The sequence below is a fragment of the Mesorhizobium sp. M0815 genome, from assembly GCF_040319995.1.
GTDB lineage: Bacteria > Pseudomonadota > Alphaproteobacteria > Rhizobiales > Rhizobiaceae > Mesorhizobium.
This window is the reverse complement of the sequence record NZ_JAMYOU010000001.1, coordinates 422,444-446,632: the sequence shown is the minus strand read 5'-3', so window position 1 is coordinate 446,632 and position 24,189 is coordinate 422,444. Positions and strand designations below refer to the sequence as shown.

The 24,189-nt window shown below is 63.0% G+C and carries 21 protein-coding genes; 6 read left to right on the top strand and 15 right to left on the bottom strand.

Annotated elements, in window-relative coordinates:
- Positions 1-19: 19 nt before the first annotated feature.
- The 4 genes from NKI01_RS02120 to NKI01_RS02105 all read right to left on the bottom strand — a co-directional run bounded on the left by NKI01_RS02120 (position 20) and on the right by NKI01_RS02105 (position 6,517).
- Positions 20-1,591 carry a glycosyltransferase family 39 protein gene (locus NKI01_RS02120; protein ID WP_352495951.1) on the bottom strand — a complete coding sequence of 524 codons (1,572 nt, stop codon included), beginning with the start codon at positions 1,589-1,591 and terminating at the stop codon, positions 20-22.
- Positions 1,592-1,677: 86 nt separating this feature from the next.
- Positions 1,678-4,263, bottom strand: a complete 2,586-nt coding sequence (locus NKI01_RS02115) for a GcvT family protein (protein ID WP_352547270.1) — start codon at positions 4,261-4,263, stop codon at positions 1,678-1,680.
- The gene (locus NKI01_RS02110) at positions 4,260-4,721 is read right to left on the bottom strand and encodes an endonuclease domain-containing protein (RefSeq protein WP_051409687.1); all 462 of its coding nucleotides are present in this window, start codon (positions 4,719-4,721) and stop codon (positions 4,260-4,262) included. Before NKI01_RS02110 ends, NKI01_RS02115 begins: the two co-directional genes overlap by 4 nt.
- Before the next feature lie 218 nt (positions 4,722-4,939).
- Positions 4,940-6,517: a trimethylamine methyltransferase family protein gene (locus tag NKI01_RS02105; RefSeq protein WP_352961679.1), complete on the bottom strand. Its 1,578-nt coding sequence runs from the start codon at positions 6,515-6,517 to the stop codon at positions 4,940-4,942.
- A gap of 210 nt (positions 6,518-6,727) precedes the next feature.
- On the opposite strand from NKI01_RS02105, the gene NKI01_RS02100 reads away from it, so the two are divergent.
- The 3 genes from NKI01_RS02100 (at position 6,728) to NKI01_RS02090 (ending at position 11,672) form a co-directional block, all read left to right on the top strand.
- Positions 6,728-7,888, top strand: coding sequence for an MFS transporter (locus NKI01_RS02100; protein WP_352484533.1), 1,161 nt, complete (start codon positions 6,728-6,730; stop codon positions 7,886-7,888).
- Positions 7,889-7,982: 94 nt separating this feature from the next.
- The gene (locus tag NKI01_RS02095; RefSeq protein ID WP_352484534.1) at positions 7,983-10,052 is read left to right on the top strand and encodes a prolyl oligopeptidase family serine peptidase; all 2,070 of its coding nucleotides are present in this window, start codon (positions 7,983-7,985) and stop codon (positions 10,050-10,052) included.
- Between the two features lie 240 nt (positions 10,053-10,292).
- The gene (locus tag NKI01_RS02090) at positions 10,293-11,672 is read left to right on the top strand and encodes an aspartate aminotransferase family protein (protein WP_352484535.1); all 1,380 of its coding nucleotides are present in this window, start codon (positions 10,293-10,295) and stop codon (positions 11,670-11,672) included.
- A 111-nt stretch (positions 11,673-11,783) separates the two neighbouring features.
- On the opposite strand, the gene NKI01_RS02085 is transcribed toward NKI01_RS02090, so the two are convergent.
- The 4 genes from NKI01_RS02085 to NKI01_RS02070 form a co-directional block, all read right to left on the bottom strand.
- On the bottom strand, positions 11,784-12,197 hold the full coding sequence (locus NKI01_RS02085; RefSeq protein ID WP_156948098.1) for a VOC family protein: 414 nt from the start codon (positions 12,195-12,197) through the stop codon (positions 11,784-11,786).
- Positions 12,198-12,683: 486 nt separating this feature from the next.
- Positions 12,684-13,568 carry a 3-hydroxyisobutyrate dehydrogenase gene (mmsB, locus tag NKI01_RS02080; RefSeq protein WP_352484536.1) on the bottom strand — a complete coding sequence of 295 codons (885 nt, stop codon included), beginning with the start codon at positions 13,566-13,568 and terminating at the stop codon, positions 12,684-12,686.
- Between the two features lie 55 nt (positions 13,569-13,623).
- Positions 13,624-13,992: a four helix bundle protein gene (locus NKI01_RS02075; RefSeq protein WP_023719958.1), complete on the bottom strand. Its 369-nt coding sequence runs from the start codon at positions 13,990-13,992 to the stop codon at positions 13,624-13,626.
- Positions 13,993-14,022: 30 nt separating this feature from the next.
- On the bottom strand, positions 14,023-15,189 hold the full coding sequence (locus tag NKI01_RS02070) for an isobutyryl-CoA dehydrogenase (protein WP_023719959.1): 1,167 nt from the start codon (positions 15,187-15,189) through the stop codon (positions 14,023-14,025).
- A 137-nt stretch (positions 15,190-15,326) separates the two neighbouring features.
- Here NKI01_RS02070 and NKI01_RS02065 point away from each other — a divergent pair, with 137 nt between their 5' ends.
- Together NKI01_RS02065 and NKI01_RS02060 are read left to right on the top strand one after the other, a co-directional pair.
- Positions 15,327-15,941: a dimethylsulfonioproprionate lyase family protein gene (locus tag NKI01_RS02065; RefSeq protein WP_352484187.1), complete on the top strand. Its 615-nt coding sequence runs from the start codon at positions 15,327-15,329 to the stop codon at positions 15,939-15,941.
- Position 15,942: 1 nt separating this feature from the next.
- Positions 15,943-17,412, top strand: a complete 1,470-nt coding sequence (locus NKI01_RS02060; RefSeq protein WP_352791995.1) for a cobyric acid synthase — start codon at positions 15,943-15,945, stop codon at positions 17,410-17,412.
- On the opposite strand, the gene NKI01_RS02055 is transcribed toward NKI01_RS02060, so the two are convergent.
- From NKI01_RS02055 to NKI01_RS02045, 3 genes are all read right to left on the bottom strand, one after another.
- Entirely contained in the window at positions 17,409-17,831 is a 423-nt protein-coding gene (locus tag NKI01_RS02055) for a VOC family protein (protein ID WP_352961675.1), read from the bottom strand. The two genes, NKI01_RS02060 and NKI01_RS02055, sit on opposite strands and share 4 nt — an antisense overlap.
- A gap of 73 nt (positions 17,832-17,904) precedes the next feature.
- Positions 17,905-18,732: a helix-turn-helix domain-containing protein gene (locus NKI01_RS02050; RefSeq protein WP_352791996.1), complete on the bottom strand. Its 828-nt coding sequence runs from the start codon at positions 18,730-18,732 to the stop codon at positions 17,905-17,907.
- 108 nt (positions 18,733-18,840) lie between these two features.
- Positions 18,841-19,011 (bottom strand): hypothetical protein, encoded by a 171-nt coding sequence (locus NKI01_RS02045; protein WP_023676480.1) that lies wholly within the window; start codon positions 19,009-19,011, stop codon positions 18,841-18,843.
- Positions 19,012-19,520: 509 nt separating this feature from the next.
- Here NKI01_RS02045 and NKI01_RS02040 point away from each other — a divergent pair.
- Positions 19,521-19,952 (top strand): TerB family tellurite resistance protein, encoded by a 432-nt coding sequence (locus NKI01_RS02040; protein ID WP_352961671.1) that lies wholly within the window; start codon positions 19,521-19,523, stop codon positions 19,950-19,952.
- A gap of 205 nt (positions 19,953-20,157) precedes the next feature.
- On the opposite strand, the gene NKI01_RS02035 is transcribed toward NKI01_RS02040, so the two are convergent.
- The 4 genes from NKI01_RS02035 to NKI01_RS02020 all read right to left on the bottom strand — a co-directional run bounded on the left by NKI01_RS02035 (position 20,158) and on the right by NKI01_RS02020 (position 24,127).
- Positions 20,158-20,439, bottom strand: a complete 282-nt coding sequence (locus NKI01_RS02035; protein WP_352894243.1) for an Imm53 family immunity protein — start codon at positions 20,437-20,439, stop codon at positions 20,158-20,160.
- A 255-nt stretch (positions 20,440-20,694) separates the two neighbouring features.
- Positions 20,695-22,317 carry an ABC transporter ATP-binding protein gene (locus NKI01_RS02030; RefSeq protein WP_023719967.1) on the bottom strand — a complete coding sequence of 541 codons (1,623 nt, stop codon included), beginning with the start codon at positions 22,315-22,317 and terminating at the stop codon, positions 20,695-20,697.
- On the bottom strand, positions 22,314-23,183 hold the full coding sequence (locus NKI01_RS02025; RefSeq protein WP_352961666.1) for an ABC transporter permease: 870 nt from the start codon (positions 23,181-23,183) through the stop codon (positions 22,314-22,316). The genes NKI01_RS02030 and NKI01_RS02025 overlap by 4 nt, the downstream gene beginning before the upstream one ends.
- Entirely contained in the window at positions 23,180-24,127 is a 948-nt protein-coding gene (locus NKI01_RS02020; RefSeq protein WP_352961663.1) for an ABC transporter permease, read from the bottom strand. The genes NKI01_RS02025 and NKI01_RS02020 overlap by 4 nt, the downstream gene beginning before the upstream one ends.
- Positions 24,128-24,189 lie beyond the last annotated feature (62 nt).

Below are 24,189 nucleotides of genomic sequence, written 5' to 3'. Positions count from 1 at the left end.
GCGATGATGACGGGGCCGGTCAGTCGGATTCCTGTCCACCCTCGACTCCTTCGCCAGCGCCTTCCTTGGGCGCCATGGCTCCTTCCATTCTCTTCAGTCGGACGAATGCGCCGGGCCGGGCGGACTTGTCGGTGCCACGCAACAGCGGAACCATGATTTGCCGCGGTTGGCCGTCCGGCTCATAGCCGGCCGCTTTGAGCTGGTCCAAAATGACCGGCCGCGGATCGTCGTGATCAAGCCAGACGAGTACGGCCGGCCCCCGCATCAGCGTTTCGAAATTAGGCACTTCCTGGTCAAGTGCGACCAGTTTTTCGTCGACCAGCCGCAGGTTGCCGACCCATGCACCGTCGGATATTGCAGTTTTCACCGGTCCGTCCGCGGTCAGTTGGCGATAGAGGGCCGGGTAATCCAAGCGGATCATGCGGGAGAGGCCACTGGTCCCGTTTATCTGGACGTACCAAGTGGCGGGCGCGAGCAACACGGCGATGATCGCTCCAGCCGCGATCACCAGGAGCTGCGCATTCCTGCCGCGCGGCGCCAGCCGTTCCATAGTGGCGACGATGGCCAGCGGCAACATGAACAGGACCGGCAGCAGCCAGCGGTCCTTGACAACCGTCACGCCGGTGGCCAGCACAAGTATTGCCAGCATAGCCAAGCCGAGCGCCAAGCTACGCCACAACAGAATTTCCCTGGCCGGACGTTTCGGGTGCCGCTCGGAGAAACGGAACTTCGCCACCCCGAAGGCCAGCGCGGAAACGAGCACCGGCAAGACCGCGAAATTGAAGGTCCCCATGACAAACTTGCCGGCGCCGACAAAGGCCGCCGCGATGCGCCCTTGTTGCGGGTCTATTCCGAACTTCTCGCCTCTCGACAATAAATCGGCGGGATGCATGAGGCTCCAATAGGTGGTTGGTGCCAGCACCAATATCGCGACCGCTATGCTGATTGCGAACTTTGGATCAAGGATGGCGCTGCGCAATTCGCGCAGCGACAGCGCTGCCGCAACAAGGGCCACCACGAGGAAGACATCGTTATACTTGGCAAGAATTGCCGCCGCCGTGGCCAGGCCAAACGCCGCATAGGCAATCATGCTACGCCGCTCGAGAAGATAGGCCATGGTGAGCAGGAGCAGCGAGCAGAAGCCGACGACGGCGACGGAATGCGACAAAGCGCGCTGCGATTCCCAGACGACCTGCGGGATCGTAAACAGGCCGAACATGGCCGCCGCCGCTGTCGCCTTGGTGTAGCCGAACCGCCGCATGGCGGCGAACACGCTGCAGGCGGCGAGGAACAGCACTGAGTATTTGACGAGCTTCAGCGTGAAGATACTGGTGCCGAAAACATGCGCGGCCAGCCAATTGATCCAGGTGTAGAGAGGTGGTTGCGAGCCGCCATATCCAGCCCAGAGATACGGTACATAGATCAGCTGCTCCGCATCGTCGATGCCGACGCCGGTTCCCGCCCAAGAGCTCAACAGGGACAGTATGATGGTCTGCAAGGCAAAATAAGCCGCGACCATGACGATCGCCGCCGGGAAGGGGCCGATCCGTCCCTCGGCCAGCCACTCGGCCCATTTCATGTCGTACTTCAAGGAAGTCTCATCGCCCCTGCCGGCACAGTTGCCGGCTGGGCTAGCATGAAGAGCGTGCTCCGCACAATGCGACCGGCTGGCTGCACCTACGTTCGCATCTTTTCGCCACTCGGATCGAAGGGCGGCTCGACGTTGATGCGCGCCGACCGCCGGTGTCCAAGGATCTCGATCTCGAACAGCCCGGCGCTCTCGTTTTCGGCAAGCACTGCCGGTACGTAGCCTTGCGCCATCGACTTCTCGACATAATGCGCATAGCCGCCGGAGGTGACCCAGCCGACCACGCGCCAGTTGCCGTCGACAATACCGCGCACGGCAGACGCGCCTTCAGCGGCGTTCGAGCCGCGCACTTCCTTGCCGCCCGCGTCGAAGCGCGGCGCGCCATAGCCATGCGGCTTTTCTACCGTGCCGAAATCCTTGTCGCCGACCTTGGCCCAGATCGGCTCGTCGCCCATGACGTCGGCATCCGCAGCATCGACGATAAAGGAAACGCGGCGCAGCTTCGGCCCTGCCGCCTGTTCCTTGGCCGCTGCCTCGCGGCCGATGAAATCGTTCTTCTCCAGCTTGATAAAGCGGTCCATCGAACCTTCGAACGGTCCGTAGATCGGACGTAGCTCGCGGAACCAGGTCGGAAAGTTCTTTTCAAGCCGCATCGAGAGCAGGGCGCGCATGCCGAAATCAACAAGTCCGAACTCTTCGCCGGCCTCCTTGATCGCCTTGTAGACCAGACGCTGATAGGCCGGCGCCATCCAGATCTCATAGCCGAGATCGCCGGTGTAGGTGATGCGGTTGACCATGCAGGGCGCGCCGCCGACCGCCATCTCGCGGAAATCCATGAAGCGGAAGGCCTTGGTCGAGATGTCGACGTCGACCAGTTTCTGCAGCAGGTCGCGCGATTTCGGCCCGGCGATGGAGAGGCCAACCAGCGTCTGGTCGAAGCGGTGGATGCGCACCTCCGACGCCCTTGGACCGTCCTTCGGCAGATGCTTCTCGAACCAGCGCATGTGATATTTTTGCGCGGCCGAAGAACCCCAGATCATGAAGCGTTCTTCGCCCGCCTTGGCGATGGTGAAGTCGCCGATCAGTCTGCCGAACTCGTTCAGCATCGGCGTCAGCACGATGCGGCCGGTCTTCGGCATGCGGTTGGTCATCAGCCGGTTGAGGAAATCCTCGGCCCCAGGTCCGGAGACTTCGTATTTGGCGAAGTTGGCGATCTCGGTGACGCCGACCCTCTCGCGGGTGGCGCACACTTCCTCGCCGATCGCGCCGAAATCATTCGAGCGGTGGAAGGACACGATGTCCTTCGGCTCCGAGCCTTTCGGCGCGAACCAGAGCGGGGTTTCGAGACCCCAGCTGTCGCCCATGACGGCGTTGTTGGCGAGCATGGTGTCGTAAAGCGGGGTCGTCTGCGCCGGTCTTGCCGCCGGCAATTCCTCGTTGGGAAAGCGGATGGAGAAACGGCGCGAATAATTTTCGCGCACCTTTGCGTTGGTATAGCGCAGCGTTGCCCATTCGCCGAAGCGCGCAACGTCCATGCCCCAGACGTCGAAGCCGGGGTCGCCATGGACCATCCAGTTCGACAGCGCCAAGCCGACGCCGCCGCCTTGGCTGAAGCCGGCCATGACGGCGCAGGCGCACCAGAAATTGGTCAGGCCCTGCACAGGGCCAACGAGCGGGTTGCCGTCGAGCGCGAAGGTGAAGGGGCCGTTGATGATCTGCTTGATGCCGGCTTTCTCGATGCCGGGAAAATGCTTGAAGCCGATCTCGAGCGACGGCGCGATGCGGTCGATGTCGGGCTGCAGCAGCTCGTGGCCGAAATCCCATGGCGTGTTGACCGGCGACCACGGCTTGCAGGCTTTTTCATAGGTGCCGAGCAGGATGCCGTTGCGTTCCTGGCGGGTGTAGATCTCGCCCTTGAAATCCAGCACGCCGATCATCTCGCGCCCAGTCGACTTGTTGAATTCCTCGACTTCCGGCATCGGCTCGGTCAGGAGATACATGTGCTCCATCGCCAGCACCGGCAGCTCGACGCCGACCATGCGACCGATCTCGCGCGCCCACAGGCCGCCGCAGTTGACGACATGCTCGGCTTTGATCGTGCCTTGCTCGGTGACGACGTTCCAGGTGCCGTCGACCTCCTGCGTCAGTTCGACGACGCGGTTGCGCAGCACGATCTCGGCGCCGAGCTTCCGGGCGGCTTTGGCATAGGCGTGGGTGGTGCCGGAAGGGTCGAGGTGGCCCTCGACTGGGTCCCACATAGCGCCGACGAAATTCGTCTCGTCCATCAGCGGGAACATCGCCTTGGCTTCGGACGGCGTGATCAGTTCGGTGTCCATGCCGAGATAGCGGCCCTTGGCATGGGCGAGGCGAAGGAAGTCCATGCGCTCGGGCGTGTCGGCCATCATGACGCCGCCGGTCAGGTGCAGCGAGCAGGATTGGCCGGAAATCTCCTCGATCTCCTTGTAAAGCTGCACCGTATAGGCCTGCAGCTTGGCGACATTGGGATCGCCGTTCAGCGTATGAAAGCCGCCCGCCGCATGCCAGGACGAGCCGGAGGTGAGCTCCGAACGCTCGATCAGCATGATGTCGGTCCAGCCGGCCTTGGCCAGATGATAGAGCACCGAGCAGCCAACGACGCCGCCGCCGATAACAACCGCTTTTGCATGAGATTTCATGAAGATAGTTCCGTTTTTGAAGAGATTGAATCGAGTGAGCGGGGCGCGAAAACAAAGCGGAGATCGAATACAGCGATGTTTTCGGCCAGCCTGCCATCAAGCGCGGCAAGAATGGTTTCACAGACGGAAGTACGATGTTTCAGGACGTCATGGCTCCAAAGACGCAGGATCGAGTAGTCTTGGGCGCGCATGAAATCATCGCGGCGGCGGTCATATGAACTGCCGGCGTGCTGTTGTCCGTCGACTTCAACAACAAGCCATTTTTCGCGGCAGACAAAGTCTGCAAAAAAGGCGCCGATGGAGAACTGACGCGTAAAGCGATAGCCGCCAAGCTTGCGCGCCTTTAGTTCAGGCCAAAGCAGTGCTTCGGCCTGATTGCCTGCTTGCCGCAGGCTACGCGCTCGCTGGGTTGTGCCTGTTTTGCGGCGGCTGCGCGTTTCATGAACGGCTTCCCCCACTCCGTCGCCGCTTCGCGGCGCCACCTCTCCCCCCTCCGGGGGGAAAGGAAGGGCGCCAACTGGAATCGTTTCGCGCCCTTCCTCTACCCCGTCGATCGGGGGAGAGGTGGGGGGCGCAACGAGACCGCGGTGGGGGGGGGAGATAAGAAGAAGATAAGAAAAAAGGGGGGGGGGCCCCCGAGGCCCGCCGGCGGGGGGGCCCACTACTCATCAGATGATCAGAAATCGGTCGGGGCGCCGCCTTCGGCCCGGCGCTTGTCGACGAAAGCATTGAGCTCCTCGCGGGTCGCCGGGTCCATGTAAGGCTCTTCATAGGAGGCCAGCCGCTCCTTCCAGACGCGATTGGCTTTTTCGAGCGCGGTCGGTGACCCAGCCTCCGCCCAACTCTCGAAATTGCGCCAGTCCGAAATGATCGGCGCATAGAAGGCGGTCTTGTAGCGGTCCTGCGTGTGCTGGGTGCCGAAGAAATGGCCGCCGGGGCCGACCGACTGGATGGCGTCGAAACCGAGCGCCTCGTCGGAAAGATCGAGCGGCGTCAGGAACTCGGCGACCATCTGCAACAGGTCTATGTCGAGGATGGTCTTCTCATAGGAGCAGCGCAGGCCGCCTTCGAGCCAGCCGGCGGCATGCATCATCAGATTGCCGCCGCCCTGGATGGCACCCCACAGCGAGAACACGCTTTCATAGGCGGCTTGCGCGTCGACGGTGTTGGCGGCGCAGGTGTTGGAGGTGCGGTAGGGGATGTTGTAGCGGCGGGCGAGCTGGCCGCCGACCAGCTGCGCCTTCATATATTCCGGCGTGCCGAAGGCCGGCGCGCCGGACTTCATGTCGACATTCGAGGTGAAGCCGCCGTAGCCGACAGGCGCGCCCTTGCGCACCATCTGTGCGAAGGCGATGCCGGACAGCGCCTCGGCATTCTGTTGCACCAGCGCGCCGGCAATCGTCACCGGCGCCATGGCGCCCGACAGGGTGAACGGCGTCACGATGACCACCTGGCCCTTGCTCGACATCTGGATGATGCCTTCCATCATCGGCACGTCGAGCTTGAGCGGCGAATTGGTGTTGATGATGGTGAACACCGACGGCTCCGCAAGCAACTGCTCGTGGCTGATGCCACGTGCGATTCTGGTGATCTCGATGCCGTCGACGTTGCGCTCTTTGCCGAGCGAATAGATGTGGAACATCTTGTCGGTCAGCGTGGCGAGGTCACGGATGCATTCGAGGTGGCGCACGGACGGATGGATGTCGATCGGCTCCACCGGATAACCGCCCGTGCAATTCAATATGTTGTGCATCTGCGCAAGCTTGAGAAAGTTGCGATAGTCCTGCTGGTTGCCCGGCCGGCGGCCGCGGTCGACGTCGGAGCAATTGGGTGCCGACGCCATCATCGAGATGATCAGATTATCGCCACCGAAGCGCACATTGTGCGCCGGGTTGCGGGCGTGGATGGTGAATTCCGGCGGGCAGTGCGCAACCAGTTCCAGGATCATGTCGCTGTCGAAGCGCACCCGCTCGCTGCCTTCGCGGACATCGGCGCCATGCGCCTTCATGATGCGCCGCGCTTCGTCATGCAGCACGTCGACGCCGATTTCCCGCAGCACGCGCAGAGAGGCGAGGTGGATGGATTCCAGCTCGTCCTCGGAAACCAGCCGGGTCGGCGTCAGCGGGTTCTTCAACTGGCGAAACGGCGGCTGGTCGAACGCCGCCGATCCGCCGGCACGCTTCCCCGCGCGGCCGCCGCGACGGGCGCGGTCGTTTGCCAGTGCCGGTTCGGCGGGCTGAAGGGCGGCGGTCATGATAGTCCTCGTACGCTGCGGCAATGCGGCGGCATAATGGACTGCCGGCCCTCCGGCCATTGCGGAGGCGGCGACCACTAGGACGAGGGAAGCGACATGCCCTGGGGGCAGCCGGCGGGATCGTCAGCCTCTTGATCGCGTTCCGGCTGGCGCAAGCGGTTTTCGTTGCCGGTGCTTACTGCGACGGAACCGAAACGCTAATCCTGCATCATGGACCGGGCGGAACAGAACAGCGGCGAGACAGTGCAATGGGCGGCCATCACCGGCGTGATCGCAACCGTCTCGGTGTTCGCCATTGCGCAAGGGCTGAGCTATCCGCTGTTGAGCTTCATCCTGCAGCGCCAGGGCGTCTCGCCGGCCATGATAGGCCTGTCGGCGGCAATGACGCCGATCGGCTTCATCGTCTCCTCGCCGCTGGTCCCGGCTCTGTCGCGCCGTTTCGGGGCCGGGCGCACCGCGCTTACTTGCGCGGCACTTTCCGCGCTGGTGCTGGCGCTGATCGGCTGGACGCAAAATGTCTATCTGTGGTTTCCGCTGCGCTTTTTGATCGGTGGGGTCACCAACCCGCTCTACGTGCTGAGCGAAGTCTGGGTGATCGCACTGGCGCCGCCAGCACGCCGCGGCCGCGTCATGGGCATCTATTCGACGATCATTTCGGCGGGCTTTGCGGCGGGGCCGCTGTGCCTGCTTGCGGTCGGCACCGTGGGATGGCCGCCGTTTCTGGTCGGCATCGGCGCATTCCTGTTTTGCGGCGCCTGCCTTGCCTCGGTGCTGGCACGGCTGCCGAGGGTCGACGAGAGCGGGCACCGGGTTTCGGTGCTGGGATTCGTGCCGCAGGCGTGGCTGCTGTTGTCGGCGGTCGTGGTGGCCGCTGGTTTCGAACAGGCAGTGCTCGCCTTGCTGCCGGTCTACGGAACGCATTACGGCATCGCCGAAGCGCGCATGTCGGCGCTGCTGTCGGTGATGATCGCCGGCAACATCGCTATGCAGGTGCCGCTCGGCCTGTTGGCGGAACGACTGACGGCGCGGCTGGTGCGGTTCATCTGTGTGGCGGTGACGGTGCTCGGATGCGTGCTGTTGCCGGTTCTCATCGAGACGCCGCTCATATGGCCATGCGTCTTCATCTGGGGTGCGGTTTCCTACGGCATCTACACGATGTCGATCATCGAGCTCGGCGAGCGGTTCACCGGCTCGGCGCTGGTCGCCGGCAACGCCGCCTTTTCGCTGATGTGGGGCGTCGGCGGCATCGCCGTGCCGCCGCTGGCGGGCGGCGCCATGGATGTTGTTGGCGCAGGCGGCCTGCCGCTCACGCTTGGCGCCATTTGCCTGGCGCTGGCGCTTGTAACGGTCATTCGAAGGCGGATGGTGTGAATGCCTGAAGTCGCCGTTCTGACGCAATGACTTGAATATTAGCGGCCCCGTGTCGATCTTGGCGATGCCGACGCCCGACTCAACCGGAGACCTCATGACCAAATTGAACAGCCAGGCCCAACCGGATCCGGCGGCCGAAGATCCCTTCCTCTGGCTGGAGGGCAGGACTGACCAGCGAGCGCTCGACTGGGTTCATCGCCAGAATGAAATCACTGTCGCCGAATTGCAGGGTGACCCGTCCTACCAGGCAACGTTCCAGACCGCGCTCGACCTGATGACGGCCGAGGATAACATCGCCGTCGGGGCCGCTATCAACGGCCATGTCTATAATTTCTGGCAGGACCGCACGAACGTACTCGGCCTCTGGCGGCGCACCACCGTCGCGTCCTACAAGACCGACAAGCCGGATTGGCAGACGATCATTGACTTCGACAGTCTGGCGGCGGAAGAGGGGGTGAAATGGGTGTTCAGCGGCGCCAGCCGGCTTTACCCCGATTTCAGCCGCTGCCTGCTCAGCCTGTCGCCGGATGGCGGCGATGCCAGCGAGATGCGCGAATTCGATATCGAAAGCAGGTCCTTCGTCGAGGGTGGCTTTCGTGCTCCCGCCTCGAAATCGAACTTCAGCTGGCTGGACGAGGACACGGTCATCGTTTCCGCCGCCTTCGAGGAGGACGACAAGACCCAGTCCGGCTATCCGCGCGTGGTCAAGCTCTGGCGGCGCGGCACGCCACTGGAAGCGGCGATGCCGATCTTCGAGGCGCTGAAGCAGGATCTCGCCGCCGGCGGATCCGTCGAATTCGACGGTGACAGGCGCCACGTCTTCCTGGCCCGGACGCTCGACTTCTTCGCCTCGCACAGTTTCCTGCGGCTGCCTTCTGGCGAGAACCGGCGCATCCCGTTGCCGGACGACGTCACCGATACGGCGCTGTTCAAGGGCCAGCTTGTCTTCGGCGTGCGTACCCCGTGGACGGCGCCGGACGGCACGCTGTGCAAGCCCGACGGGCTCTATTCACTCGATTTCGAGCGCTGGATCGAAACCGGTCTGTTCGGATCCATCGATATCGTGCTCGAGCCGGCGCACCGTGTCTCGATCGCCGGCATCGCCCGCACGCAGGCCCGGCTGTTCATCAATTTGATGGACAATGTGCGCGGCAAGGTCATCGCCGGCGAGCGCAGCGACAGCGGCTGGGAGTTCAAGCCCGTTGCATTGCCCGAAAACGGCAATGTCGGCATCAGCCATGCCGAGCATTTCGGCTCCAGCGTCTCCTTCTCCTTCACCGATTTCCTGACGCCGAGCTCGATCATCTGGTCGGACGATAATGCCGCGGCGCTGGCAACGGTGAAGTCGCAGCCGGCGCGCTTCGATGCGTCGTCCCTGGTCTCCGAACAGTTCGAGGCGCGCTCGAAGGACGGCACGATGATCCCGTACTTCGTCGTCAGGCGGCGCGACCAGGACGGGCCGGTGCCGACATTGCTTTACGGCTATGGCGGCTTCGAAGTGCCGCTGCTGCCCGGCTATGCCGGCGTGCGCGGCAGGCTGTGGCTGGAGAAGGGCAATGCCTATGTGCAGGCCAACATCCGCGGCGGCGGCGAGTTCGGCCCGAACTGGCACCAGGCGGCGCTCAAGGCCAATCGCCAGAATGCATTCGACGATTTCGCAGCGGTGGCGCAAGATCTGGTCAAACGCGGCATCGCCACACCGGCCACGCTGGGCATCCAGGGCGGTTCGAACGGGGGCTTGCTGACTGGCGTCTCGCTGACGCAACGCCCGGAATTGTTCGGCGCGGTGATCATCGACGTGCCGCTGCTCGACATGCTGCGTTACACCGAGCTGCCGCCCGGCGCGTCATGGATGGCCGAGTATGGCGATCCGGCGAAGCCGGAAGAGGCAGCTTGGCTCGCCTCCTATTCGCCCTACCAGCATGTAGACACGGATGCAGCCTATCCGCCGGTACTGCTGACGACCTCGACTGCCGACGACCGCGTCCATCCCGGCCATGCCCGCAAGATGGCGGCGCGGCTGCAGGCGGCGGGCCATGGCAAGACGCTGTTCTTCGAAGAGACCGAGGGCGGGCATGGCGGGCGCGGCGATCGGCGGCCGCAGGCCGCACAGGCGGCGATGAAGTACGTCTTCCTGCAGCGGGCCCTGACTGGCACCAATTGACCGACATCGCTTGACCGGTACGGCTTGAACTGAGGGCTGGAGGCAGCCTAAGGTACATGCATGGCTCGGCTGGCGAAATCGGGGTGCGCATTTGGGGTGGCGGTGACGCCGTCGCCGCGCACGCTTCGCGCCGAGCTGTTGCGGCTGTGCGCCCGTATCGGCTATTCGCCGCCCGCTGTCCTCTAACGAATCCGCCCCGGCGCGAAAGCTGCCGGATTGGTTCAAGAGGAAAGACCAGACATGACCTACCAGAATTATTCGCTGAAGCAGCTTCAGCAGATCGATGCCGCGCATCACCTTCATCCGTTCACCGACCACAAGGAGATGCGCGAGACCGGCTCGCGCATCATCACTCACGCCAACGGTCCGTTCATCTACGATGCCGAAGGGACGGAAATCCTCGACGGCATGGCCGGGCTATGGTGCGTCAATGTCGGCTACGGCCGCGACGAGCTTGCCGACGCCGCCTACGCCCAGATGAAGGAATTGCCCTACTACAACTCCTTCTTCAAATGCTCGACGCCGACGCCGGTTCTGCTGTCGAAAAAGCTGGCGGAGATCGCGCCAAGGCACATCAACCAGGTGTTCTACGGCTCATCCGGTTCGGAGGCCAACGACACGGCGCTGCGCCTCGTCCGCCACTATTGGGTGCTGGAAGGCAGCCCCGAGAAGAACCGCATCATCTCGCGCAAGATGGGCTACCACGGCTCGACCATAGCCGGTGCCTCGCTCGGCGGCATGGATTTGATGCACAACCAGCTCGGCGGCGCCGTGCCCAACATCGTCCACGTGATGATGCCCTATGCGTACGAGCTCGCACTGCCCGGCGAAAGCGACCATGATTTCGGCCTGCGCGCGGCAAAAGCGGTCGAGGACGCGATCCTCGAAGCTGGCGCCGATAAGGTCGCCGCCTTCATCGGCGAGCCGGTGATGGGGGCAGGCGGGGTGAAGATCCCGCCGATGAGCTACTGGCCGGAGGTGCAGCGCATTTGCCGCAAATACGATGTCCTGCTGATGCTGGACGAGGTTATCACCGGCTATGGCCGCACCGGCGAGTGGTTCGCCGCACAAGCCTTCGATGTCGAGCCCGACACCATCACCACGGCCAAGGCGCTGACCTCCGGCTATCAGCCGCTGTCGGCGCTGCTTGTCGGCGACCGCATCGCGGCGACGCTGGTCGAAAAGGGCGGCGAATTCTATCACGGCTACACCTATGCCGGGCATCCGGTGGCCTGCGCGGTGGCACTGAAGAACCTCGAGATCATCGAGCGCGAGGGCCTGGTCGAGCGCGTCAGGAACGACACCGGGCCTTACTTCGCCAGGGCGCTGCAGGAACGTTTCGGTGGGCATGATCTGGTTGGCGAGGTGCGCTCGTTCGGGCTGATGGGGGCGATCGAGATCGTCAAGGACAAGGTGACCAAGGAGCGCTTCCTGCCGGCCGGCAGCGCGGCGGTGATGGTTCGCGACCACGCCCTTGCCCAAGGCATGATGCTGCGCGCCACCGGCGACACGATGATCCTGTCGCCGCCGCTGATCTGGACGCGCGAGACGATCGACATGGCCTGCGACCGCATCGCCAGGGCGCTCGACCTGGCCGAAGCAGATTTGCGCAAGCGGTAAGATGGAACGATCGCCGGGCGTCCGGTAATCGGGCGCCCGGAGTTTGAATGCCGCTTTATGGCGAAGAGTTCGCCAGGCGAGGCTGTTGGCAGTATCGACGACCACGCGTGATCACTGGCCCGCCTTGACACCGATGACGTGCCCCTTCGCGTCAGTGACCAACATCCCTTTCGATTGGTCCAAGATCACAACAATGTTGCCGAAAGGATCGCGGACACGGGCGCACCGCCCGACCGCGATCTCGAATGGCGGTTGCACAGCCTCACCGCCGGCGGCCAAGAATTCCTCAAACGCGTCGTCCACGTTATCGACCAGGATGTCGGTCTCGGGACCGATATGAAGATGGACAACCAGCTCCGCATCGGTTTCAGGCAGCGCAAAGCCGGCGGCTTCATCGTCCCGCCAAACGAGCGCATGACCGAGACGATCCCCATAGAACGATACGGCTGCATCGAGGTCGCTCACCCGCAATAGATGATTATCGAGCTTGCGGAATAATGGTCTTTTTCGAGGCTCGTGCGCCATTGCGGGACCTCAATATGTGAAGAGATTCGTGCGGCCGTATAGCCTCTAATGAAATAGTCTTCGCGACTATGTCTGCAACTGGGTTGCCTTCAAGCTTTCGAGCCCGCTCGGTGGAAATGGTAGCGAGCCGAAATTCATGTGGGGGTCGTGAGCGGAAATTCAAACTGAGACAGCACCGAAGGGCCGCATCAGCGACGCGGCAATCGGAATATAGCTCCGACGACATGGCGAAAACGCAAAAACCGCGCTCCATCGGAACGCGGCTTTGCCAGATACGCATGGTGCTTCGCCAACAATACACTTGCGAAACTTACGGCGAAACTTACGGGCTCCGGTACGCGAGACCTGATCCGGAGCGCCGGGCGGATGTCCGCCTCGCAATCCGTTTTAAACGCACATCGTTACTGCAGGGTTAGCAAGAGCTTAAGCAAACCTAAATTTGCCGACTTTCCGCTTTGGGCAGATCGAAAACTATGAAATTTGACCTTACGCAGGGTCACCGCGCAGGAAATTGATGATGCCGGAAAAATCCGCGCCGGCATTGCCTTGTGCGTTGAACAGCGCATAAAGCTGGGCTGCCTCGGCGCCGAGCGGCGTTGCCGCACCGACGCTCTGTGCGGCCTCCTGCGACAGTTTCAGGTCCTTCAGCATCAGTGCCGCTGCAAACCCGGGCTTATAGCCATTGTTGGCGGGCGATGTCGGCACAGGGCCGGGCACCGGGCAGTAAGTGGTCAGCGACCAGCACTGGCCGGACGAGGTCGAGGCGACGTCGAACAGCGCCTGGTGCGACAGGCCGAGCTTTTCCGCCAGCACGAAGGCCTCGGCAACGCCGATCATCGAAATGCCCAAAATCATGTTGTTGCAGATCTTCGCCGCCTGCCCGGCGCCGTCGTCGCCGCAATGAACGATGCGGCCGGCCATTGGCTTGAGGATCGGTTCGGCCTTGGCGAAGGCGTCCTTCGAACCGCCGGCCATGAAGGTCAGCGTGCCGGCCGCCGCACCGCCCGTCCCGCCGGAGACCGGCGCGTCGATCGTCAGCAATCCGTGCTTGGCCGCGGTGGCATGGGCCTTTCGCGCCGACTCGACGTCGATGGTCGAGGAATCGATGAACAACGCGCCTTTTTTCGCCTTGGCCGCGATGTCTGCGTAAACCGACAGCACATGCTTGCCGGCCGGCAGCATGGTGATGACCGCATCGGCATCCTTTACCGCCGCAACGGCATTGGCCATGATGACGACGCCGTGCTCCCTGGCGATGACGAGGTTTTCCGGCACCAGGTCGAAGCCGTGCACGGCATACCCGGCCTTGACCAGGTTGGCGGCCATCGGATTTCCCATATTGCCGAGGCCGATGAAGGCGATGGTGGTCATAATGGCACTCCGCGGTTTGGGTAAGGCAGGCAGTAGGCAGTAGGCAGTAGGCGACCTATTCGGGCGCAAGTTTGCTAATAAGTTGGCGAAGCATTTTTCCGATGCCCTCGGTCGCTAACAGTACGTGATAAGCTTGGTCATGCGTGGCAAGGCCAATGCGTTCAGCGATCTGAAGGTGTGTCTCGAACTCCTTCAACGATCCTTGGGCTATCCTGAGAAATTGCTGATAGGAGCCTCTGTTGTCTCGACCATAACCTTCCGCGATGTTTGCAGGAATAGAGGTTGCTGAGCGGCGAATTTGGCTGGTCAACCCATACAATTCTTCTTTTGGCCATGCCTTGGTCAAGGAGTAGGTGGTGACGGCCAGATCCATCGCCTGCTGCCATACGATAAGATCCTTGTACGAATTGATCTTGCCGGTCATCTTCCTGCCTACTGCCTACTGCCTACTGCCTTACCGTCCGATCAGCGCGCGAGCGATGATGACGCGCATGATCTCGTTGGTGCCTTCGAGGATCTGGTGGACGCGCAGGTCCCGTACCAGCTTCTCGATGCCGTAATCGTGCAGATAGCCATAGCCGCCATGCAGCTGCAGGGCGTCATTGGCGACGTTGAAGCCGGTGTCGGTGACGAAGCGCTTGGCCATCGCCGACCATTTTCCGGCATCCGGCGCCTTGCGGTCGAGCTTCGAGGCGGCGGTGTAGAGGAAGATGCGTGCTGCCTGCAATTCGGTCTCCATGTCGGCGAGCTTGAACTGCAGCGCCTGGAACTGGTTGATCTTCGAGCCGAAGGCCTTGCGCTCGGCGGTGTAGGCGAGAGCCTTGTCGAGTGCCGATTGCGCGCCGCCGAGCGAACAGGCGGCGATGTTCAAGCGGCCGCCGTCGAGCCCGGCCATGGCGATGCCGAAGCCGGCGCCTTCTGCCGACAAAAGGTTTTCCGCCGGCACCTTGCAGTCCTCGAAGACGACCTGGCGGGTCGACTGCATGTGCCAGCCCATCTTGTGTTCGTTGGCGCCGAAGGAAAGGCCGGGCGCATCGTTCGACACGACGAAGGTGGAAATGCCTTTCGGCCCGTCGGCGCCGGTGCGCGCCATGACGACATAGAGGTCGCTGTCGCCGGCACCGGAGATGAACTGCTTGGCGCCGTTCAGCACATAGTCACTGCCGCTTTTGACCGCGCGCGTCTTCAGCGCCGCCGCATCCGAGCCCGAGCCCGGCTCGGTCAGGCAGTAGCTTGCCAGCCATTCCATCGAGGTCAGCTTCGGCAGGAAGCGCCGGCGCTGCTCGTCGCTGCCGAAGCGGTCGATCATCGATGCTGCCATGTTGTGGATCGAGATGAAGGCGGAAAACGCCGGATCGGCACGCGAAAGCGCCTCGAAGATCAGCACGGCGTCGAGCCGGCCGAGCCCCGAGCCGCCGACATCGTCGCGGACATAGATGCCGCCAAGGCCGAGCGGGCCGGTCTCGCGGATCACGTCGGCGGGGAAATATTTGTTGCGATCCCAGTCGAGTGCGTTCGGCGCCACACGATCGGCGGCGAAGGCCTCGGCCATCTCTTGGATGGCGCGCTGGTCCTCGTTGAGTTCGAACTGGCTGGTGCCCGCATCGACAGCGGCGTCCATGGCGTGCTCCCTGATGTTTCCGGCCTGCTGGCCTGTCGTTTTTGGCTTTGCGCGCCGTCCAATCTAGACCAATGATGCCGCCGCGCAACCCGACCGTCTGCGCAGCCGCTGTGTGCGAATGCGCTTTGGAGCAAAGTGTGACGACAAATTTCGACGAACTGCTTGGACGCTTCCATGCCTATCTCCAGACGTTCGATGATGCGCTGGTGCGCGACGCCGTGGCCCGAATCGGCTGGGACATGCCAAGCCGGCCGCTCGAACCGCATGCACTGCCTTGTCTCGTCCTGCTCGACCGTATCGTCGAACTCGCTCCCGCTGCGGCCAAGCCGCTGGCGCGGCTGGTTGCGCAGCGTCGCGGCGATCTGCGCTGGGGCCAGACCTATGGCGAAGCGGATTTCGGCAAGATTTTCATCGACAATTACGGCTGGCTGGAGGTATTCGGCACGCGCGGTCATTTCGTCAATGAAGAGGTCGCGGCCGGCCTGCTGATCCTTGGGCCCGACATCGTCTACCCCGATCACCACCATGTCGCGGAGGAGATCTACGTCCCGCTTACCGGCGGCACCGAATGGCGCATGGGCGATGGCGGTTTTCGCCTTCGAGCGGCGGGCGAGGTGATCCACCATGCCTCTGACGTCAGCCACGCCATGCGCACCGGCAAGGAGCCACTGATGGCGCTCTATCTCTGGCGCGGCGGCCCGCTGGCAGCCAAGTCGACGATCACCGGAACCGTTGCGCAGGGCAGGGGCTGATATGGCCAAGGCAATCATGCTGCAGGGCACGGGTTCGGATGTCGGCAAGACGGTGCTCGTCGCCGGTCTTTGCCGCGCGGCGAAGAACCGCGGCTTGAAAGTGCGGCCGTTCAAGCCGCAGAACATGTCGAACAATGCCGCCGTCGCCGATATTCCCGGCGATTCAAGCGGCGGTGAGATCGGCCGCGCGCAATGGCTGCAGGCGATCGCCTGCGGCGTGCCGCCGACCATCCACATGAATCCGGTGCTGCTCAAGCCGCAGACCGATGTCGGCGCTCAAGTTGTCGTGCAGGGCAAGGTGTTCGGCGAGGCGCGGGCGCGCGACTACCAGGCGCTGAAGGGCCGGTTGATGGATGCGGTGCTGGACTCCTGGGCGAAGGTCGGCGAGGGCGCCGATCTGGTCATTGTCGAGGGCGCCGGCTCGCCGGCCGAGATCAATCTCAGGAGCCGAGACATTGCCAATATGGGCTTTGCGACGCGCGCCGGCGTGCCGGTGATCCTGGTCGGCGATATCGATCGCGGCGGTGTCATCGCCTCGGTCGCTGGCACCCATCTGATCCTGCCGGAGGAGGACCGGCGTATGATCGTCGGCTACCTCATCAACAAGTTCCGTGGCGATGTCTCGCTGTTCGATGACGGCATCGAGGCGATCGAAAAATTCACTGGCTGGCGCTGTTTTGGCATCGTGCCGTGGCTGAAGGCGGCGGCGCGGCTGCCGTCGGAGGATTCCGTCGTGCTCGAACGGCTGGCGTCCGGCCAGAGGCGCGCGCTGAAGATCGCCGTGCCGGTGCTCTCGCGCATCGCCAATTTCGACGACCTCGACCCGCTCAAGGCCGAACCGCAGGTCGAGATGGTGTTCGTGCCGCCTGGCCAACGCCTGCCGCAGGATGCAGGGCTGGTGGTCATTCCCGGCTCAAAGTCGACGATCGGCGATCTCGTGAAATTCCGCGAGAATGGCTGGGACCGCGACCTTGCCGCGCACAGGAAACGCGGTGGCCATATCGTCGGTATTTGCGGCGGCTTCCAGATGCTCGGCCATAGCGTGCGCGATCCCTACGGCATCGAGGGCAGCGTTACCGAGACGCAAGGCCTCGGCCTGCTCGACGTCGAAACGGTTATGGAGCCGGAAAAGACGGTGCGCAATGTCAGCGCGCGCTCGGTGCCGTTCGATCTGCCGCTCGAGGGCTACGAAATCCATCTCGGCCGCACCACCGGTTCCGACACGCTGCGGCCATCCGCCGTTATCAACGGCGTCGATGACGGCGCCATCTCCGCCGACGGCAAGGTGTCAGGCACCTACATGCACGGGCTGTTTTCCGCCGACGCCTTCCGGGCGAAATTCCTCGAAAGCCTCGGCGTCAAGGGCGGCGGCATCGACTACCGCGCCGAGGTCGAACGGGCACTGGACGAGATCGCAGCCGAACTGGAAACCCACCTCGACTGCGACGCGATTTTCGGGCTGGCGCGTTAGCTGGCGGCGTCGTCAGCCTTCGGCCAGTAGGTGCCGAACGACCAGACATTGCCTTCCGGATCGCGGCAGATGAATTCGCGGCTGCCATAGTCGCGGTCGGTGAGCTCTTCCAGAATCTCGGCGCCGGCGGTTTTTGCCCGAGCGTATGCCGCGTCGGCGTCAGCGACCGCGACATAGATCGACTTGCCGCCGCCCGAGCCGGGCGCGCCGACCATCTTTCCATAGGCATCGTCGCGGGCCGTGCCGAGCATGATGATCGAGGAGCCGAATGCGAGTTCGGCATGGTGCACCACGTCGCCTTCGCCATAGCGGGTGCGGACGCTGAAGCCGAAGGCCTCGCACAACCAGTCGATCATTTTGCCGGCATTTCTGTAGCGCAGCGCCGGGTAAAGCCGCTGTGCTTCGGTGGTGTTCGGCATGGCTGATCTCCTTCGCTGTGTTGGTCGATCAACCCAGTCTGGGCGAAGGCCGGTCGCGCGTCTTGAAGAAATGTTACCTCACGGCGACAGTCGTCGGCGTGACGCCTGCGAGGTCGCGAAACTCGCGCACCAGATGCGCCTGGTCGGCATAGCCGCAGTCGGCGGCGATGTCGGCCCAATCGCTGTTGGCCTTTCTCGACAGGCAAAGCGCGTGGTTGAAGCGGACGATGCGCGAGAGCGTCTTGGGTCCAACGCCGACCGCGCCCGAAAATTTTCCGGCGAGATGCTTGCGGCTCCAGCCAAGCTTTTCGGCCAGCGTCGAGATGCGGGTCCGACCACTCGTCGAGACGATCGTCTCATAGGCCCAGACAATTTCGGCTTGAGTGCCGTCTGTGGTTGCCAACCGGTCGGCGACGAAGGCCTCGGCGATGGCAAAGCGTGAGCTCCAATCCGGCGCATTGCCAAGCCTTTCGCGAAGCGCGACGCCTCCAACGCCGAGCACGTCATCCAGGCCGACCATGCGATCGGTCAGTTCGCTCATCGGCCGGCCGAAGAAGCGACGAGCGCCGAGCGGGGTGAAATTGATCTGCACACAACAGGCGCCGCCGAAGGATTCGATCACCACCGGCCCGGCGTAGAGGCCGGCGGCAAAACTGGCGAAGCGGTCATTGTCGCCGGGGTCCCTGCCGAGCCCGATGGCAAAGGGTTCGGCAAAGCTGATGACCAGCGGCACGGTCAGCGAGGCATATTCGATGACGCGGAAATGGCCTGGCATGGTTTCGCGAAAGCCGCACATGTCGGTGACGGCGCCTTGAAGCCGATGACTGGGCGCGCGCCGCACCATCTCGAACCGATCGAGCCCTGGGCCGTCGTGGCGGCTGCCGTCTTCGCTGGCGGGCATGTGCTTCCCTCGTCCAGGAATTCTAACAGACCATCCTGCAGAATCAAAGCGCCCGGCTTTTGGCCGGGCGCTCCGAGTTGCCTGAGATTCTGAATTGTCTGGACGTGTTTAAGCGCCGCGCATCAGGCAGCCGGCGGCCAGCACGATGTAGGCGATGACGACAATCCACGCGGCATTCAAAGGGATAAACGCAAGAACGCCAAGCGCGGCGAGAACGCCGATGATGGCGATGACAAGGGATATGATGAAAATAAGCTGGGTAGGCGCACTGAGATTCATGTCCGGTCCCTCCTCAACATGATTCGTACAGCCGCATAGTATCAGTCGCGCGGTCACACACCAATGAGCGCAGCGGGCTTGCCGGATTGGCCGGCAGTTTTATGGGAGCGGCCAGAACGGTGCCGCGAGTTCGATCACGAAGGGCAATCGCTTCAGACGAATGACAGTTTCCAAATTGTGGCGGAGACCACCAATTGTCGATGTCGCCGCCGCCCCTCATTGCCCTGCCGGGCATTTCTCCCCGTATAGTGACGGGGAGAAAGGGCTGGTCGCAACGTCGGCGCCTTTTCTTGCAGCGTCTGCGATTGGCGAAACCGGTGACGAGAGCGCCCTCTCCCCGTTACTAAACGGGGAGAGGATGCCGGCAGGCAGGTGAGGGGCAGCGCCAACGCCCTAAAGGGGTGAGGAGACGAATTCAAAACCTGAAGCGATTGCCCAGTTCCACCCTTCGCACCCCGTTTGCGCAAAGCCGATTCCGCGCTACCTTCCCGACGAATCGGAAGGGGCTCATGGCGATGGGATTGCTGGACCAGATACGCTCGATCTTCGACGGCGATCCCGGCGTGCGCAAGGTCGCAGACGATCCGGTGCTGTCGGCGGAACTGCTGATGCTGTTCCGCATGATCCTGGCCGACGGATCGGTCAGCGAAAGCGAAATGACAGCCTTCAGGCGTATCTGCCGGGAAGCCTTCGGCATTCCCGAAACCAGCATCGACAGCGTTATCGAATATCTCAACGAGTTCGGCTACGAGACCAACAGCTCGCAGGCCATCGCTCAGTTTCGCGACCTCGACATCGAACGGCGCAAGCTGCTCGCCCGCCATATGGCCGAGATCGCCAAGGCCGATTCGCAACTTGCCGGGAGCGAGATGCAGCTGTTACGCCGCACCCTCGACCTGCTCGACATCAGCCCGGCCGATGTGGTGAAGCCGCAAGACTGAGTCATCGGCTGACTGCTGACGTTCTGAGCGTCATTTTGTCTGTAATAGGTCATCCTCCAGGATAACCTGTCACAGAAATTGCCGTGTCTCATTTATGTGGTGAGGTCCAGCACTGTCACCGTAGTTCCAGTTTTGTACATCTAGCGAAAAAAATCTTTAGGCATCTAATTTCTCTATTTACCTTTGCGTCTCCATCGCAAACTTTTTAAACTGTTCGATAATCTTCGACAAGTTCCTTGCCCCTCCAAATCCCTTGAAAGTACCATCCTTGACTGTTACAAAAAAACCAATCTATTTCCTCGCCATACTGAAAGCTTACGTCTGTAAACTTTCTTCCATAGAGCTGCGTCCCGTGCAAATCTATTGAAACTTCCCATCCAGGGTTGTCGATCGTATCAATTTTTATGCCGTATTGGTGTTCCCAATCGCCGTTGCACTGCCCTTGGTACCACTCCTCTAACCACTCGAGCATTGATAGGTCGACCATTAGCCCCTCCTGTTAGTCGTTTGGAACAGAAGGAGGTTTATCGCCTCCTTTGTTGGGATTTGGCTTTACAGGGTCCCGACGCCCCGTTTCGCCGCCTCCTTAGCCATTCTAATGTCCGCCATTGTTGCCGGTCGAATCCTTGCTTTCTTTGTGGCTAGACTCGACACTCCGCTCGCCTGATTGACCGCGATCGGTGTAGTTTTCACGTGAGGGGGGTAGGTATGCTTTGTGGATCAAGCCGTGCCACGAAGCTGCTCACCCCTGTTCCTGCAGCCTTTTCGCAATTGCCCGATGCAAATCGGGAGCGGCGGCGACCAGCGCCTTGGCGGCTTCGGATTGCGGGTGGTCGAGCACTTCGCTCGTCCTGCCGCGCTCGACGATCTTGCCGTCATGCATGACCATCACTTCGTCGGTGATGGCGCGGGCGACGGTCAGATCATGGGTGATGAACAGATAGGCGATGCCGAGTTTCTGGTTGAGTTCGGCGAACAAATCGAGGATCTGCGCGCGGATCGAGACATCGAGCGCCGAGACCGGCTCGTCGGCGACGACCAGCTTCGGTCGCGTGATGATGGCGCGGGCGATCGACAGGCGCTGACGCTGGCCGCCCGAAAACTCGTGCGGATATTTGTCCATGTCTTTAGGCGACAGGCCGACCTCGTGCAGCGCATGCGCCACCATCTCGCGCCGCGCGGCGGGCGCCGGCTTCTTCTCCAGCACATGCAGCGGCTCGGCCACCAATCTCTCGACCTTCTGGCGTGGGTCGAACGAACCATACGGGTCCTGGAACACGACCTGCATGTCGCGCCGCGCCGGCTTCAGCTCCGCCTCGCTCTTGCCGGTGAGGGTGTCGCCACGGAAGCGGATCGTACCGGCCGTCGGCTTGTCCAGCGCCAGGACCATGCGGGCGAGCGTCGACTTGCCGCAGCCGGAGCGCCCCACGAGCGCCACCGACTGGCCGGGCGCCATCGAGAAGGAGACATCGTCGACGGCGCGGATGGGAGCTGCCGGTTTCAACAGCGATATGCGCCGTCCGGGATAGTCCCGCGTTACGTTCGCTACCTGAAGCAGCGGTTTGGCTGATCCGCTGTCATGCGTGCGGGCTCGCGCCGGCAAATGCATCGAGGCCTGCGCCAGTTGGCGCGTGTAGGGGTGAAGCTGTTCGGATAGCGTGCGCGCGGTATCGCCGGCCTCCATCACCTCGCCATGGCGCAGGATGGTGATGCGGTCCGCCATCTCGGTCACCACTGCGAGGTCGTGCGAGATGAGCAGAAGACCCATGCGGTTTTCCGCTACGAGGTCGCGCAGCAGGTCGAGGATCTGCGCCTGCAGCACCACGTCGAGTGCGGTCGTCGGTTCGTCGGCGATCAGCAGCTTGGGCTTCAGCGCGCAGGCGATGGCGATGACGACGCGCTGGCGCTGGCCTCCGGACAGCTCATGCGGATAACGCGACAGCGGGAACTGCGCCGCCGGCAAGCCGACCCGGTCGAGCATTTTTCGCGCCCGTTGCTCGGCGTCCGCGCGGCTCGCCCTGGTGTGCCAGCGAATACCTTCGGCGACCTGCTCGCCGATGGTCTTGACCGGATTGAGCGCCGTCATCGGCTCCTGGAACACCATGCCGATGTCGTCGCCGCGCAGCGCGCACATCTGGTCCTCGCTCGCCGCCAGAATATCGATGCCGTCGAAGGTAACGCGTCCCGTGGCGCGTGCCGCCCAGGGCAAGAGCTGCATCACGGTGAGCGCCGTCATCGACTTGCCGGAGCCGGATTCGCCGACCAGCCCCATGACTTCGCCGGGCGCGACGGATAGCTCGACGTCCCTGAGGATGGGCGTGCCGCCGATGGTCAGCGACAGCTTCTCGATTTCGAGCAGGCTCATCGCTGCCGCCGCGACTTCGGGTCGAGAATGTCGGCAATGCCGTCGCCAAGCAGGTTCAGGCCAAGCACGGTGATGACGATCGCCATGCCCGGAAAGATCGCCATCCACGGCGCCACCACCATGCGGGTCTGGGCGTCGAACAGCATGCGGCCCCAGCTCGGCATCGGCGGCTGGGTGCCCAGCCCGACGTAGGAAAGCCCGGCTTCGGCCAGTATGCCCAGCGCGAACTGGATGGTGCCTTGCACCAGCAGCAGCGTGGCGATGTTGGGCAGCACATGTTCGATGCTGATCAGCGTCCTGCTTTTGCCGGCGGCGCGGGCGGCGAGGATGAATTCGCGCGGCCAGATCGCCAGGGCGCCGGCCCGGGCGACGCGCGCGAACACCGGGATGTTGAAGATGCCGATGGCGATGATGGCGTTGAACGCGCCGGGCCCGAAGATGGCGGTGATCATGATTGCCGAAAGCAGCGCCGGAAAGGCGAAGACCAGGTCGTTCAGCCGCATCAGCACGTCGTCGACGAAGCCGCCACGCGCCGCGGCAAAGGCGCCGAGCGGCACGCCGATGCCCATGCCGATGCCGACCGCCACCAGCGCCACGGCGATCGAGTTGCGGGCGCCAACCATGATCATCGACAGGATGTCGCGACCGAAATGGTCGGTGCCGAACCAGTGCGCCAGCGACGGCGCCTGGGTCTTGTCGGAAATGACCAGCCTGGTGACGTCGTAAGGCGTCCACACGAAGGAGAGGATCGCGACCGCAGCCACCAGTGCGGTGACGACGAAGCCGGCGAGGAACGAACGGTTTCGAAACGCCTTGGCCAGGATGCCGGCAAGGTTCTCGTCGGGGATGTCGATGTGCAGCGTCATTGCCGGCCTCTCAGGCGCGGATCGACCACCGCATAGGAGAGATCGACAACGAAATTGACGACGATGACGGCGGCGACCAGCAGCATGACGACACTCTCGACCACGATCAAGTCACGCTGGTTGATCGCCTGGAACACCAGCCGGCCGAGGCCGGGCAAGTAGAAGACGTTCTCGATGATGATGGTGCCGGCGAGCAGGAAGGCGAATTGCAGGCCTAGAATGGTGACCACCGGGAGCATGGCGTTGCGCAGTGCGTGCCGCCACAAGACAATACGATAGGGCAGGCCCTTGGCGCGGGCGGTGCGGATGTAGTCCTCGCTCAGCACTTCGATCAGCGCTGAACGGGTGACCCGGGCAAGGATCGCCGCCTGCGGCAGAGCGAGTGCGATTGCCGGCAGGAGCAGCGATTTCAGCGCCGGCCAGACGCCGGCGCTCCAGCCGGGAAAGCCGCCGCCAGGCACCAGCCGCAGCCAGACGGCGAAAAGATAGATCAGCATCAGCGCAAACCAGAAATTGGGCACGGCGACGCCAAGCTGGGCGGCGCCCATAGCGATCGTGTCGCCGGCCCGGCCGCTACGGCTGGCGGAAAACAGCCCGACCGGGATGGCAATGACGGTGGACAGCGCCAGCGCCATCAACGCTAGCGGCAGCGACACGACGAGGCGCTCGCGGACCAGATCGATGACCGGCACCGAATAGGTATAGGAACGGCCGAAATCGAGGCTCAGCAGCCCGCCGGCCCAATGCAGATAGCGCAGCACGACGGGAGCGTTGAGGCCCATCTGGTTGCGCAGCAATTCGATCTGGTCGGCGCTGGCGTTCAGGCCAAGCATCAGCCGTGCCGGGTCGCCGGGAATGATCTCCAGCACGGCAAAGACCACCATCGAGGCCAGAACCAGCGTGACGACGGCGATGGCGAGGCGCTTGAGGAGGTAGGCGGTCATGGACGTTGAGGAACCGCTGTGTTGCCGGACGCAAAAACCGGGCGAAGCTTGCGTTCCCGCCC

What these genes read in the sequence shown, in the direction of transcription:
- NKI01_RS02115 (WP_352547270.1), bottom strand. Translation starts at nt 4,263, where the DNA reads ATGAAATCTCATGCAAAAGCGGTTGTTATCGGCGGCGGCGTCGTTGGC.
- NKI01_RS02105 (WP_352961679.1), bottom strand. Translation starts at nt 6,517, where the DNA reads ATGACCGCCGCCCTTCAGCCCGCCGAACCGGCACTGGCAAACGACCGC.
- NKI01_RS02100 (WP_352484533.1), top strand. Translation starts at nt 6,728, where the DNA reads ATGGACCGGGCGGAACAGAACAGCGGCGAGACAGTGCAATGGGCGGCC.
- NKI01_RS02095 (WP_352484534.1), top strand. Translation starts at nt 7,983, where the DNA reads ATGACCAAATTGAACAGCCAGGCCCAACCGGATCCGGCGGCCGAAGAT.
- NKI01_RS02090 (WP_352484535.1), top strand. Translation starts at nt 10,293, where the DNA reads ATGACCTACCAGAATTATTCGCTGAAGCAGCTTCAGCAGATCGATGCC.
- NKI01_RS02085 (WP_156948098.1), bottom strand. Translation starts at nt 12,197, where the DNA reads ATGGCGCACGAGCCTCGAAAAAGACCATTATTCCGCAAGCTCGATAAT.
- mmsB (WP_352484536.1), bottom strand. Translation starts at nt 13,568, where the DNA reads ATGACCACCATCGCCTTCATCGGCCTCGGCAATATGGGAAATCCGATG.
- NKI01_RS02075 (WP_023719958.1), bottom strand. Translation starts at nt 13,992, where the DNA reads ATGACCGGCAAGATCAATTCGTACAAGGATCTTATCGTATGGCAGCAG.
- NKI01_RS02070 (WP_023719959.1), bottom strand. Translation starts at nt 15,189, where the DNA reads ATGGACGCCGCTGTCGATGCGGGCACCAGCCAGTTCGAACTCAACGAG.
- NKI01_RS02060 (WP_352791995.1), top strand. Translation starts at nt 15,943, where the DNA reads ATGGCCAAGGCAATCATGCTGCAGGGCACGGGTTCGGATGTCGGCAAG.
- NKI01_RS02055 (WP_352961675.1), bottom strand. Translation starts at nt 17,831, where the DNA reads ATGCCGAACACCACCGAAGCACAGCGGCTTTACCCGGCGCTGCGCTAC.
- NKI01_RS02050 (WP_352791996.1), bottom strand. Translation starts at nt 18,732, where the DNA reads ATGCCCGCCAGCGAAGACGGCAGCCGCCACGACGGCCCAGGGCTCGAT.
- NKI01_RS02045 (WP_023676480.1), bottom strand. Translation starts at nt 19,011, where the DNA reads ATGAATCTCAGTGCGCCTACCCAGCTTATTTTCATCATATCCCTTGTC.
- NKI01_RS02040 (WP_352961671.1), top strand. Translation starts at nt 19,521, where the DNA reads ATGGCGATGGGATTGCTGGACCAGATACGCTCGATCTTCGACGGCGAT.
- NKI01_RS02035 (WP_352894243.1), bottom strand. Translation starts at nt 20,439, where the DNA reads ATGGTCGACCTATCAATGCTCGAGTGGTTAGAGGAGTGGTACCAAGGG.
- NKI01_RS02030 (WP_023719967.1), bottom strand. Translation starts at nt 22,317, where the DNA reads ATGAGCCTGCTCGAAATCGAGAAGCTGTCGCTGACCATCGGCGGCACG.
- NKI01_RS02025 (WP_352961666.1), bottom strand. Translation starts at nt 23,183, where the DNA reads ATGACGCTGCACATCGACATCCCCGACGAGAACCTTGCCGGCATCCTG.
- NKI01_RS02020 (WP_352961663.1), bottom strand. Translation starts at nt 24,127, where the DNA reads ATGACCGCCTACCTCCTCAAGCGCCTCGCCATCGCCGTCGTCACGCTG.